The following is a 13,210-nucleotide window of genomic DNA, read 5'->3' as shown; positions in this document are numbered from 1 at the left end:
TCATCTCGATGCCATGACGTAAGCGCCGCTATGACGACTTCCCGTTCTTCGTTTTCGCTCTCATCCGTTGCGCGATTCCCGCAATCCCTGTTGGCCAAACCATTCGTCGTCGCGACGCTCGCGATCGGCGCGATGCTGTGCGCGGCGCCTTCCCATGCGGCTGATCTGCCGGTGCTCAAAGTGGGCGACCAGTCGTTGCAAACGCGCGGCATTCTCGAAGCTTCCGGTCAACTGAAAGACCTGCCGTACAAGATCGAGTGGTTCAATTTCCCCGCCGCGCAGCCGCTCGGTGAAGCGTTGAACGCGGGCGCCGTCGATGTCGGCGGCCTCGGCGACGCGCCGCTCGTGTTCGCGCTCGCCGCCGGCGCGCGAGTGCGCGCGGTCGCGGCCACCCGTTCGACGCCGCTCGATCTGGCGATCGTGGTCCGCGAACATTCGCCGTTGACCGACGCCGCGAGCCTCAAGGGCAAACGCATTGCGACGACGCGCGGCTCGATCGGCCACTATCTCGCGCTTGCCGCATTGAAAAGAGCCAACGTGCCGCTGACCGACGTCACCTTCGTCTTCCTCGCGCCCGCCGACGCCAAGGCGGCGCTCGCGTCCGGCAGCGTGGACGCGTGGTCCGTGTGGGACCCGTACACCGCGCTCGGCGAAGCGCGCGATCGCGACCGCATCATCGCCAACGGCGTCGGCCTGTCGGAAGGACTCAGCTATCAGGTGGCGACCGAGCGCGCGATTGCGGAGAAGCGCGCGCAACTCGCCGACTTCCTGAAGCGTGTGGCGATCGGCCAGCGCTGGGCGCTCTCGCATCCCGACGAAGTCGCGGCGATGCAATCGCGCGTCACGGGTTTGCCGACGGACGTATTGAAAACGGTCTATCGACGCGGCCAGGTGCATCCCGTGGCGATCGACGACAGCGTGGTCGCCGCGCAGCAGCGCACCGCCGATACCTACGAAGCCGCCAACGTGATCCGCGCGCATCTGGACGTGCGCGCGAGCTTCGATCGCAGCTTTCCCTTGCCGTGAAGGCCATGAAGGCCATGAAGGCCATGAAGGCCGTGAACTTTCCGATGCTTTTGCCGCCGCCGTCATCACCTTGTAGAGCCCACGCATGAATGCCCCGCTTGCCGATCCCGCAGTGACCCGCCGTCATCCGCCGCTTGACAGCGATGCCTTCGACGCATTGCTCGCGCAACTCGCGAGCGAGTTCGCCGCGAGCGCCGCGCACTACGATCGCACGGCCGAATTTCCGCATGCGAACCTCGCGCGCCTGCACGAATTCGATCTGCTCTCGCTGACGGTGCCCGTTGCGCTCGGCGGCGCGGGCGCGAGCTTGCCGCACGCGTTGAAGGTGGTGCGCGCGGTGGCGCGCGGCGAGCCGTCCACGGCGCTCGTGCTGGTGATGCAGTATCTGTTTCATCATCGCTTGCAGGGCAATCCGCATTGGCCGGTCGAACTGCGCGAACGCGTCGCGCGCGAAGCGGTGCGCGACGGCGCGCTGATCAACTCGCTGCGCGTCGAACCCGAACTCGGCACGCCGGCGCGCGGCGGCTTGCCGTCGACGATCGCGAGGCGCGGCGCTGACGGCTGGATCATCGACGGCAGCAAGCTGTATTCGACCGGCAGTCCCGGCCTCGCCTGGCTCGCGGTGTGGGCGCGCAGCGACGAGACGCCGCCGCGCGTCGGCGTCTGGCTCGTGCCGCGCGATGCGCCCGGCGTGCGCGTCGGCAGCGAATGGAACCATCTCGGCATGCGCGCGACCGGCAGTCACGAACTGGTGTTCGACAGCGTGTCCGTACCCGCCGCGCACGCAGTGGATGTCCATCCGCCAGGCGAGCCGGGCGCCGGGTTGGATGCGCTGGGTTTGGCGTGGATGAGCGTGCTGCTGCCGGCCGTTTATGACGGCGTCGCGCGGGCCGCGCGCGACTGGTTCGCGCGCTGGGCCGTCGAGCGCAAGCCTGGCAATCTCGGCGCGCCGCTCGCGAGCCTGCCCGCATTCGAGCAAACGCTCGGCCGCATCGACGCGCTGCTGTTCAACAACCGCGTCGTGCTCGACGCCGCCGCGCACGCGCGGCACATGACGCTCGACGAAGCGCCGCTGGTCAAATACACGGTGACGAATCAGTCGATCGAGGCTGTGCAACTGGCGGTGGAGGCGAGCGGCAATCCGGGCTTGAGCCGCGACAATCCGCTCGAACGCCATTACCGCGACGTGCTGTGCGCGCGGATTCACACGCCGCAAAACGATTCGGTGCTGCAAGGCGCGGGTCGCGCGGGCTTCGCCGCCTTCATGCGCGGATAAGGAACGCGCGCGTTGCCGCTCGCGGCGCGGCCGAGGTTGTCACGGAACGCAAATCCTCTGCCAATTCGGTGTAAACGCGCTCTCGTCTAAAGTGTCCAATCCGTTTAGATTAGCTGCACTTGGAAGGCTTTTCGAGGGACCAGGGCGGCCAAACCAGCAGCGGTCCGTTCATTCCGGCGATGGCGCAAGGTCAGAGGCCAAGGTCTCTCACCGCTTCGTCCGGAACCTGACCGCTGCGCGTCGTCCGCGGTGCTTCGTCTCAGGCGGCCACCTGGCCGCTGTCACTTCCGGTTGACCGTATCGACCGACCTGGCGACGCTTGCACAGCGTCGCCTTTTTGCTTTTCAGGCCACGCGCTTTTCATCCCGCCTTTCATCCTCTTTCATGTCGAGCCGGCTCGCGCGACTGCACGCGCTGGCTCGCGGCTCTCGCTCGCGGTTTTTTCCTTGCGCGGTTATCCTGTAGCAGACACTACACAACGAGATGCGGACGGGCGTGGCCCGACCCGCATCACTACAGGAAACTCGCTGTGAGCCTCAAACTGCTTATCGTCGCCATGCTGGCGGGATCCGTCGCGCTGAGCGGCTGCGACCAACAACAGAGCGACCGCGCCGTGCAAAAACTCAAGGACTTGTTCAACGCCGTCAAACCCGACGCGCTCCTCCTCAAGAACATGACGCCGGGCGTCACGACCGAGGCGCAGATTCGCGATCAAATGGGTAAACCGGAGACCGAGCGCACATACACCGACGGTTCAAAACGCTTCGAATATCCACGTGGCCCGCAAGGGCTGAACACCTACATGGTCGACATCGACCGCGACGGCAAATTGCAGGCGATCACGCAGGTGCTGACCGCCGCCAACTTCGCGAAGATCCGCATCGGCATGAGCGAGGACGAAGTGCGCCGCCTGCTCGGCAAGCCGGGCGAGGTCGCGGTGTTTCCGTTGAAGCCGGAAACCGTGTGGAGCTGGAAGTGGCGCGAGGGCGGCGTGACGGAAGAAGGCATTTTCAACGTGCACTTCGACCAGTATCAGAAGGTGTACACCACATCGCGTTCGGACGTGATGCGTGGTCGATAGACGAGAAAAGACGCAGGACAGAAGACGGGGGCAAGCATGATACGTCGACGTCGGTACAGCCGCATCGGGCTGGTATTGGGGGGCGGCGCCGCGCGCGGCTGGGCGCATATCGGCGCGATTCGCGCGCTGCACGATGCGGGCATCAAGCCCGACGTGGTGTGCGGCACGTCGATCGGCGCGCTGGTGGGCGCGGTCTACGCGAACGGCGACCTGGACTGGCTCGAGGAGTGGGTGTCGCGCCTCACGTGGCAGACGGTGGTGCGGCTGCTCGATCTGCGCCTGTCGGGCGGCTTGCTCGGCGGGCGCAAGGTGATTCAACTATTCGCCGACAAATTCGCCGGCCGCTCGATCGCGCAGTTGAACATGCCGTTCGCGGCGGTCGCCACCGAACTCGATTCGGGCCGCGAAAGCTGGTTGCAGGACGGCAGCGTGGTGGACGCGGTGCGCGCGTCGATTGCGATTCCGGGCATCTTCACGCCGGTGTGGCACAACGGCGTCTGGCTCGTGGATGGCGGCCTGAGCAATCCGGTGCCGGTTTCGGTGGCGCGCGGCATGCGGGCGGACTGCGTGATCGCCATCGATCTGAACAACGACATTCTGAACGGCCGGGACTTCGGCGGCGCGGTGGTCGACACGCCCGCCATCGATCCGAATGCGCCGCCGCCGGTCGCATTGCGCCGCAACGGCAAGCCGTGGCCGCGCTGGCTCGCGCCGGCCGACGCGCGCTTCACCACCGACGTACGCGTGCCGCCCGCGCCGAGCGCGCGCGTGCCGTCCATGCTGAGTTCGATCGCGCAGAGCATCGACATCATGCAGGTGCGGATCACGCGCAGCCGCCTGGCGGGCGAACCGGCCGACATTCTGATTCAGCCGCGGCTGGGCGGCATGGGGATTTTCGACTTTCACCGCGCGGCGCCGGCGATCGAAGAGGGACGCGCGGCCGTGGAGCATATGCTGCCGGCGATCCGGTCGCGGCTGGGGCTCGAGTAGGTTTTTTTTCGGACCGCCCGGGGTCGCGAGCGTTGTGTCGTGTCGGCCGTTCGCAGGGAAGTCGACCTCAAGAAGCCGTTCATCGATGAGTCACGAAAGGGCTTCGCGACTCATCTACGAACCATACGGGTATTTTTCGGCCAGTCTCCGCGCTGTATCCAACCGTTCCCATCTATCGAAAAAGCGACCCGAAACTTGCTAAATCGCCTCGGCGCGCGCGAGGCGCGTGGGGGCCCGCCGATCCCCGCGGCCCGCAGCACCAAGCGCTGCAAGCCTCCCGCGTCCTCAACGCCCGCCTTGATGCGCCGCAACAAACCGCGCGCCCGCCTTTGAGCATTTAATTTTCGCTTGCGAGACTCCGCGGCATGCTACGACGAGCGGCCAAGGCAAGCCGGCGTCGTCCATGACATCCCAACGAACCTGGATGGAGACACGCGTGTTCCTTTACGGCTTTGGCCCGGTGCTGCTCGCCGGCACGATCCAGACGATCGAGCTGTCCGTCCTCTCGCTGGCGGCCGCCGTGCTGCTCGGCCTCGCGGGCGCGGCGGCGAAACTCTCGTTCAACCGCCCGCTGCGGGCGCTCGCCACCGGCTATACGACGCTGATCCGCTCGGTGCCCGACCTCGTGCTGATGCTGCTGCTGTTCTATAGCATCCAGATCGCGGTCAACAATCTCACCGACGCGCTCGAACTGCCGCAGTTCGACATCGATCCGTTCGTGGCCGGCGTGCTGACGCTCGGTTTCATCTACGGCGCGTATTTCACCGAGACCTTTCGCGGCGCGTTTCTCGCGGTGCCGCGCGGCCAACTGGAGGCGGGCAGCGCCTATGGCATGAGCGGCGCGCGCGTGTTCACGCGCATCCTGTTTCCGCAGATGATGCGTTTCGCGCTGCCCGGCATCGGCAACAACTGGCAGGTGCTGGTGAAGGCCACGGCGCTCGTGTCGATCATCGGTCTCGCGGACGTGGTCAAGGCCGCGCAGGACGCCGGCAAAAGCACGTTCAACATGTTCTTCTTCATCCTGGTCGCCGCGCTGATCTATCTGGCGATCACCACGGTATCGAATCTCGCGCTGATCTGGCTGGAAAAGCGCTATTCGATCGGCGTGCGGCACGCGGAGCTCTGAGCCACCATGATCGATATCCTCAATCAATTCTGGCGCGCGTTCCTGTACTGGGACGGTCAGCGCATCTCGGGCCTCGCGGTCACGCTGTGGCTGCTGGTGGCGTCCGTCGGTATCGGCTTCGTGTTGGCGATACCGTTGGCGGTGGCGCGGGTGTCGAAAAAGCGCTGGCTGTCCACGCCCGTGCGCCTCTACACCTATGTGTTTCGCGGCACGCCGCTGTACGTGCAATTGCTGCTGATCTACACCGGCATGTACAGCCTCGAATTCGTGCGCTCGCATCAACTGCTCGACGCGTTTTTCCGCAGCGGTTTTCACTGCGCGATTCTCGCCTTCGCGCTGAACACCTGCGCGTACACCACCGAGATTTTCGCCGGCGCGATCCGTTCGACCTCGCATGGCGAGGTGGAAGCGGCGCGCGCCTACGGCATGAGCGGGTTCACGATGTACCGCCGTATTGTGATACCGTCCGCGCTGCGCCGGGCACTGCCGTTGTACAGTAACGAAGTGATCCTGATGCTGCACGCCACCACGGTCGCGTTCACGGCCACGGTGCCGGACATCCTGAAGGTGGCGCGCGACGCGAATTCCGCCACCTATCAGTCGTTCGACGCGTTCGGCCTCGCGGCGCTGATCTACCTCGTGGTGTCGTTCGCGCTGGTGGCGCTGTTCCGCCGCGCCGAGCGTCACTGGCTGGGTTACCTGGCGGTGCGCACGCATTGAGCGAACCGGGTACGCATGAGCGGCGCGACGCATGCGCGCCGTCACCAAGATTGATCCGTATTTTCCAAGGGAGAGCATCTTGCTCCACACGACTCAAACCGAAGCTTGCAAGCTCGCCGTTCAGGACATTCACAAGCGCTACGGCGACAACGAAGTGCTCAAGGGCGTCTCGCTGAACGCGAACAAGGGCGACGTGATCAGCATCATCGGCGCGAGCGGATCGGGCAAGAGCACCTTCCTGCGCTGCATCAATTTTCTCGAGCGGCCGAACGCCGGGCAGATCGTCGTCGACGGCGAAACGGTCAAGACCAAGGCCGACCGCCACGGCAATCTCGAAGTGGCCGATCACAAGCAACTGCAACGCATCCGCACCAAGCTCGCAATGGTGTTCCAGCACTTCAACCTGTGGGCGCACATGAACGTGATCGAGAACATCGTCGAGGCGCCGATTCATGTGCTCGGTTTGCCGCGTCGCGAGGCCGAAGATCGCGCGCGCGAATATCTCGAGAAGGTCGGTCTCGCGCCGCGTCTGGAAAAGCAGTATCCGTCGCATCTGTCGGGCGGTCAGCAGCAGCGCGTGGCGATTGCGCGCGCGCTCGCCATGAACCCCGACGTGATGCTGTTCGACGAGCCCACCTCCGCGCTCGACCCCGAACTGGTCGGCGAAGTGCTGAAGGTCATGCAGAAGCTCGCGGAAGAAGGCCGCACCATGATCGTCGTCACGCATGAAATGGGCTTCGCGCGCAACGTGTCGAATCATGTGATGTTCCTGCATCAAGGCCGCACCGAGGAAGAGGGCCTGCCCGCCGAGGTGCTCACCACGCCGCGCAGCGAACGGCTCAAGCAGTTCCTCTCCGGCAGCCTGAAGTAACGCGCGGCTCGCGCTGCGCGTTTCATCGAGCGATGGCCCGTCCCTCCAATCCGGCTCGCACCACGCAGGTTGCAATCGTCGCGTTGCCGCCCGTATCGATGTCGGGCGTCGGGCCGATTGTCGACGCGCTCAATCTCGCCAATGAAATCGACGGCCGCGCGCTGTACCGCGTCCAGGTGTGTTCGTGGGACGGCCGCGCGGTGCCGCTGTCGGGCGGCGCGCACTGGCCGGCCGATGCGGCGTTCGGCGATGCGATTGCGTGCGACTGGCTGATCGTCGTCAGCGAACGGTTTCAGCAATTCGCCGACTACCGGCTGTTTCTGGCGAGCCTGTCGCGCGTCGGGCAGCGCACGCCGCTCGTGAGCGGCATTCATCACGGCGTCTGGTGGCTCGCGATGGCGGGGCAGTTGTCCGGCTATCGCGTGAGCGTCAACTGGGAAACCTATCAGCAGTTCTCCGAGCAGTTCGAACGCTCGATCGTCACGCAACAGATTTTCGAAATCGACCGCGATCGCGCCACCTGCGCGGGCGGCCAGGCCACGGTCGATTTCATGCTGGCGATGATCGGCCGCGATCATGGGCCCGAGCTGGCCGACCGGATCGCGGACACGCTCGGCGTCGGCGTATTGCGCGCGGGCGAGGAGCGCCAGCGCATTCCGTTCGTGACGGCGCCGGGCGAGCGCCATCCGCGTTTGAACGACGCGTTGCTGCTGATGGAAGCGAATATCGAAGACCCGCTCACCACCGACGAAATCGCGGGACTCGTCGGCGTGTCGCGGCGGCAACTGGAGCGCCTGTTTCGCCAGTATCTCGGCTCGATGCCGTCCAAATACTACCTGGGGCTGCGGCTTTCGAAAGCGCGCACGCAATTGCAGCGCACCAGCAAATCGGTCGTGCAGATCAGCCTCGCGTGCGGGTTTTCATCGGCGGCGCACTTTTCGAATGCGTACCGCGAACGTTTTGGTGTCACACCGCGCGAGGATCGTCGCAACTGGATCGACAAACAGACCGGCGCGACCGGCGTGGCGGCCAGCGAGCCGCGCGCGGGCGCGCTGATCGAGCGGCCGGAATAAGCCGCGATGGGGTTGCAGTAAGCCGCAATGAGCCGCAATGAGCCGCAACGAGCCGCAACGAGCCGCAATAAGTCGGCGCAAGACGCGATCGAGCGTGACGCATCGCGTGCGGCGCGTGGAAGCTCATAGAAAGCGTCGCGTATGCGCAAGACGTATCGCCTGCGGTTTCCTACACTAACGGTATTACCTCTCACCTGTAACGAGGATTTGCCATGAACGACCTGACTGTGACACGACAGACCTTCGACGAAGTCATGGTGCCGGTGTTTGCGCCCGCGCCCTTCGTGCCGGATCGCGGTCTCGGCTCGCGCGTCTGGGATACGCAAGGCCGCGACTATATCGACTTCGCCGGCGGCATCGCCGTCACCGCGCTCGGTCATGCGCATCCCGAATTGCTGAAAGTGCTGCACGAGCAGGGCGGCAAGCTGTGGCACATCGGCAATGGCTACACCAACGAGCCGGTGCTGCGCCTTGCCAGGCGTCTGGAAGATCTGACGTTCGCCGACCGCGCGTTCTTCGCCAACTCGGGCGCCGAAGCGAACGAAGCCGCGCTGAAGCTGGCGCGCCGCGTCGCGTTCGAGCGCCACGGCGCGGATAAATTCGAAATCGTCTCGTTTACGCAGTCTTTTCATGGCCGCACGTTCTTCACCGTGAGCGTCGGCGGTCAGCCGAAGTATTCGGAAGGCTTCGGCCCGGTGCCCGAGGGCATCATCCATTTGCCGTACAACGATATCGAAGCCGCGAGGAAAGCGATCGGCGCGAAAACCTGCGCAGTGATCGTCGAGCCGATCCAGGGCGAGGGCGGCGTGATCCCGGCCGATCCGGCGTTCCTGAAGGCGCTGCGCGAGGCCTGCGATCAGCACGGCGCACTGCTGATTTTTGACGAGGTACAAACGGGTGTGGGCCGCAGCGGCTATTTCTACGCGTACCAGGAAACCGGCGTCACGCCCGACATCCTCACCACCGCGAAGGCGCTCGGCAACGGTTTCCCGATCGGCGCGATGCTGACCACCAACGAACTGGCCGCGCATTTCAAGGTCGGCGTGCACGGCACGACGTATGGCGGCAATCCGCTGGCTTCGGCGATCGCCGAGAAGGTGGTCGAACTGGTCAGCGATCCCAGGCTGCTCGAAGGCGTGCATGCGCGCAGCGATGCACTGAAGGCTCACCTCGCGAAACTCAACGAGCGCTTCGGTTTGTTCAAGGAGGTGCGCGGCAAGGGTCTTCTGATCGGCGCGGAATTGACCGATGCGTTCAGGGGCCGCGCGAAAGACTTCGTCACCGCGGCGGGCCAGCACGGCGTGATCATGCTGATGGCGGGGCCGGACGTGCTGCGCTTCGTGCCGTCGCTGATCATGCCGCTCGACGACATGAACGAAGGCTTCGCGCGTCTCGCGAAGGCCATCGAGCAAATCGTCGGCGTGAAGGCCGAAGCGCCGTTGAAATAACCCACGCCATCATGCGTCACATTCAACAGGAACGATGATGCTCTTCGTACGCCCCGGCCGCCTCGCCGATCTCGATGCGCTCGAACACATGGCGCGCACCGCGCAACCGGTGCTGCATTCGCTGCCGCACGACCGGGCTGCGCTCGAAGCGCGCGTCGCATTGTCGGAAGACTCGTTTCGCGCGGAGGTCGATTTTCCGGGCGAGGAGTTCTACCTGTTCGTGCTCGAAGACTCGGCAAGCGGCAAGCTGATGGGCACGGCGAGCATCGTCGCCGCGGCCGGTTACTCGGACCCGTTCTACGCGTTTCGCAACGACGCGCTGATTCATGCGTCGCGCGAATTGCACGTGAACCGCAAGATTCACGCGCTCACCATGTCGCATGAACTGACCGGCAAGAGCCGGCTCGCGGGCTACTACATCGACCCGTCGCTGCGCGGCGACGCGGCCGCGCATCTGATGTCGCGGGCGCGCATGATGTACATCGCCGCCAATCGCAAGCGCTTCACGTCCGAGGTGTTCTCGCTCCTGCTCGGCGTCACCGACGACGCGGGCGTTTCGCCGTTCTGGGAAGCCGTGGGCCGCAAGTTTTTCGGCCGCGACTTCGCCGACATCGAAATCGAATCGGGCGGCCGCAGCCGCACGTTCATCGCCGAAGTGATGCCGACCTATCCGATCTATGTGCCGCTGTTGCCGGAAGCGGCGCAACGCGTGCTCGGCGAACCGGACTCGAAGGCGTTGCTCGCCTACGAGATCCACCTGGAAGAAGGTTTCGAAACGGACCGCTACGTCGATATTTTCGATGCGGGCCCGGTGCTGACCGCGCAAGTGGATCGCAGTGCGTGCGTGGCGCGCAATGAAACGCGCGTGGTCCATGAAGCCGCGGCCGCTCCCGACGGCGCGACGTATCTGATCGCGCACAACGGCGCGGACGGGGAATTTCGCTGCGTACTCGGCGACCTCGCCGCGGACAAGCAAGCCGGCGCGTCGTTGTCTCACGCGGCGCGCGCGGCGCTCGGCGTCGAAGAGGGCGATACCGTGCGCTGTGTGCCGCTGCACCAGCCGCATCAGCAAGAATCGGGAGACGCACGATGATCGTCGTTCGCGTTGTGCAACGAGGCGATGTGGACGCGCTCATGCGTCTCGCGCAGGAAACCGGCCCGGGCCTCACCACGTTCAAGCCGGATCGCGAGGCGCTTGTCGCGCGCATCGAACGCGCGCGCCGCACGATGGAAGACAAAGCCGCGCCGCACGAGGCGGGCTACTTCTTCGTGATGGAAGACACCGATACGGGCGACGTGGCCGGCGTCTGCGGAATCGAAACGGCGGTGGGTCTGCAGCAGCCGTTCTACAACTATCGCGTGAGTACCGTGGTGCACGCGAGCCAGGACCTCGGCATCTGGACGCGCATGCGCGCGCTCAACATCTCGCACGACCTCACGGGTTACGCCGAAGTGTGCTCGCTGTTCCTGAGCCCGCGTTATCGCACGAGCGGCGTCGGCGGCTTGCTGTCGCGCTCGCGCTTCATGTTTCTCGCGCAGTTTCGCGAACGCTTTCCGCAGCGTCTATGCGCGGAGTTGCGCGGCCATTTCGACGAGCAGGGCACGTCGCCGTTCTGGCGCGCGGTCGGCTCGCATTTCTACCAGATCGATTTCAACGCGGCGGACTACCTGAGTTCGCACGGCCGCAAGGCGTTTCTCGCGGAACTGATGCCGCGCTATCCGGTGTACGTGGAACTGCTGCCGGAGGAAGCGCAGCAATGCGTCGGCCTCACGCACAGCGACACGATTCCGGCGCGCCGCATGCTCGAATCGGAAGGGCTGCGCTACGAAAACCACGTCGATATCTTCGACGCGGGCCCGGTGCTCGAATGCCACATCTCCGACTTGCGCACCGTGCGCGAGAGCGTGGTGGTGCCGGTCGAGATCGCCGACGTGCCGGCGGGCGCGCCGCAGGATGCGCCGCGTTCGCTGGTATCGAATACGTCGCTGGGCGATTTTCGCGTGGGCGCGGCGGCGGGCGTGCCGCAAGACGGCGTGTTCCGTCTGTGCGCCGCCGAGGCCGCGGCGCTCGACGTCAAGGCAGGCGACCCGGTGCGGGTACTGCCGTTGAAACATAAACAGGGATGATCATGAGCGAGCTTTTCATCGACGGCGAATGGGCCGCCGGCACGGGACCCGCATTCGCGTCGCGCAACCCCGGTACGGGCGCGACGGTGTGGGAAGGCAACAGCGCGTCGGCGGACGACGTCGATCGCGCGGTACGCAGCGCGCGCCGCGCGTTTGCGGCGTGGTCCGCATTCAGCCTCGACGAGCGTTGCGGCGTGGTGCGCCGCTTCGCCGCGCTCGTGACCGAGCGCAAGGAGGCGCTGGCCGAGGCGATCGGCCGCGAGACCGGCAAGCCGCTGTGGGAAGCGCGCACCGAAGCCGCTTCGATGGCGGCGAAAGTCGAGATTTCGATTCAGGCCTATAACGAACGCACCGGCGAAAAGCGTTCGGCGATGGCGGACGGCACCGCGGTATTGCGGCATCGTCCGCATGGCGTGGTGGCGGTGTTCGGGCCGTATAACTTTCCGGGCCACCTGCCGAACGGGCACATCGTGCCGGCGCTGATCGCGGGCAACGCGGTCGTGTTCAAGCCGTCGGAACTCGCGCCGGGCGTGGCCGCCGTCACCGTGCAGATCTGGCGCGACGCGGGCTTACCCGCGGGCGTGCTGAATCTGGTGCAAGGCGAGAAAGAGACCGGCATTGCGCTCGCGAACCATCGGCAGATCGACGGTTTGTTCTTCACCGGCAGCTCGGACACCGGCACCTTGCTGCACAAGCAGTTCGGCGGGCGGCCCGAGATCGTGCTGGCGCTGGAGATGGGCGGCAACAATCCGCTCGTGATCGGGCCGGTTGCCGATCTCGACGCCGCCGTGCATCACACGATCCAGTCGGCGTTTCTGTCGGCGGGGCAGCGTTGCACGTGCGCGCGCCGCATCTTCGTGCCGAACGACGCGTTCGGCGACCGCTTCATGGCGCGCTTTACCGAGGTCACGTCGCGCATCAGCGTCGGTGAATACGACGCCGACCCGCAGCCGTTCATGGGCGCGGTGATTTCGGCGCGCGCGGCTGCGCGGCTCGTCGCCGCGCAAGAGCGTTTGCTGGCCGACGGCGCGCAAGCGTGGCTGAAGATGGAGCAGCGCGATCCGCAGCTCGGCTTCGTCACGCCCGCGATTCTCGACGTAACGGCCGTGAAGAATCTGCCCGACGAGGAACATTTCGGCCCGCTCGCGCAAGTCATCCGTTACGGCAACTTCGACGAGGCGCTCGACAAGGCCAACGACACCGAATTCGGTCTCTCGGCGGGCCTGCTCGCCGACGACGAAGCGCTGTGGACGCATTTCCAGCGCACCATCCGCGCGGGCATCGTCAACTGGAACCGGCCGACCAACGGGGCTTCTTCCGGCGCGCCGTTCGGCGGTCCGGGGCGCTCGGGCAATCACCGGCCGAGCGCGTATTACGCCGCCGACTACTGCGCGTATCCGATGGCGTCCGTCGAAAGCGCGCAACTGCACATGCCCGCGAGCGTCTCGCCGGGCCTTCAATTCTAAGGATCG

Annotated in this window: 12 protein-coding genes; all 12 read left to right on the top strand. The window is 65.5% G+C overall.

The window, feature by feature from the left end; translation table 11 throughout:
- Positions 1-132 precede the first annotated feature (132 nt).
- Positions 133-1,026, top strand: coding sequence for an ABC transporter substrate-binding protein (locus ACTJLC_RS06805; protein WP_073430115.1), 894 nt, complete (start codon positions 133-135; stop codon positions 1,024-1,026).
- A gap of 85 nt (positions 1,027-1,111) precedes the next feature.
- On the top strand, positions 1,112-2,302 hold the full coding sequence (locus ACTJLC_RS06800) for an acyl-CoA dehydrogenase family protein (protein ID WP_073430063.1): 1,191 nt from the start codon (positions 1,112-1,114) through the stop codon (positions 2,300-2,302).
- Between the two features lie 529 nt (positions 2,303-2,831).
- Positions 2,832-3,383 (top strand): outer membrane protein assembly factor BamE domain-containing protein, encoded by a 552-nt coding sequence (gene bamE / locus ACTJLC_RS06795; RefSeq protein WP_073430062.1) that lies wholly within the window; start codon positions 2,832-2,834, stop codon positions 3,381-3,383.
- Between the two features lie 36 nt (positions 3,384-3,419).
- A complete protein-coding gene (locus tag ACTJLC_RS06790) occupies positions 3,420-4,373 on the top strand; it encodes a patatin-like phospholipase family protein (protein WP_073430061.1) in 954 nt (317 codons plus the stop codon).
- 436 nt (positions 4,374-4,809) lie between these two features.
- Complete coding sequence (locus tag ACTJLC_RS06785) at positions 4,810-5,499, top strand: ABC transporter permease (protein ID WP_073430114.1); 690 nt, start codon at positions 4,810-4,812, stop codon at positions 5,497-5,499.
- Positions 5,500-5,505: 6 nt separating this feature from the next.
- Positions 5,506-6,219 (top strand): ABC transporter permease, encoded by a 714-nt coding sequence (locus ACTJLC_RS06780; protein ID WP_073430060.1) that lies wholly within the window; start codon positions 5,506-5,508, stop codon positions 6,217-6,219.
- A gap of 79 nt (positions 6,220-6,298) precedes the next feature.
- On the top strand, positions 6,299-7,090 hold the full coding sequence (locus ACTJLC_RS06775; protein WP_073430113.1) for an ABC transporter ATP-binding protein: 792 nt from the start codon (positions 6,299-6,301) through the stop codon (positions 7,088-7,090).
- Between the two features lie 32 nt (positions 7,091-7,122).
- Positions 7,123-8,163, top strand: a complete 1,041-nt coding sequence (locus tag ACTJLC_RS06770; RefSeq protein ID WP_073430059.1) for a GlxA family transcriptional regulator — start codon at positions 7,123-7,125, stop codon at positions 8,161-8,163.
- Positions 8,164-8,375: 212 nt separating this feature from the next.
- Positions 8,376-9,611: an aspartate aminotransferase family protein gene (locus ACTJLC_RS06765; protein WP_073430058.1), complete on the top strand. Its 1,236-nt coding sequence runs from the start codon at positions 8,376-8,378 to the stop codon at positions 9,609-9,611.
- 37 nt (positions 9,612-9,648) lie between these two features.
- Positions 9,649-10,704 carry an arginine/ornithine succinyltransferase subunit alpha gene (aruF, locus tag ACTJLC_RS06760; protein ID WP_073430112.1) on the top strand — a complete coding sequence of 352 codons (1,056 nt, stop codon included), beginning with the start codon at positions 9,649-9,651 and terminating at the stop codon, positions 10,702-10,704.
- Positions 10,701-11,738, top strand: coding sequence for an arginine N-succinyltransferase (gene astA / locus ACTJLC_RS06755; RefSeq protein ID WP_073430057.1), 1,038 nt, complete (start codon positions 10,701-10,703; stop codon positions 11,736-11,738). The genes aruF and astA overlap by 4 nt, the downstream gene beginning before the upstream one ends.
- 2 nt (positions 11,739-11,740) lie before the next feature.
- Positions 11,741-13,204 carry a succinylglutamate-semialdehyde dehydrogenase gene (astD, locus tag ACTJLC_RS06750; protein ID WP_114163534.1) on the top strand — a complete coding sequence of 488 codons (1,464 nt, stop codon included), beginning with the start codon at positions 11,741-11,743 and terminating at the stop codon, positions 13,202-13,204.
- Positions 13,205-13,210 lie beyond the last annotated feature (6 nt).

It is taken from the genome of Paraburkholderia sp. 22099 (assembly GCF_052045835.1).
In the GTDB taxonomy this organism is placed as follows: Bacteria; Pseudomonadota; Gammaproteobacteria; order Burkholderiales; family Burkholderiaceae; genus Paraburkholderia; species Paraburkholderia terricola.
This window is presented reverse-complemented; position numbering and strand designations above follow the sequence as displayed.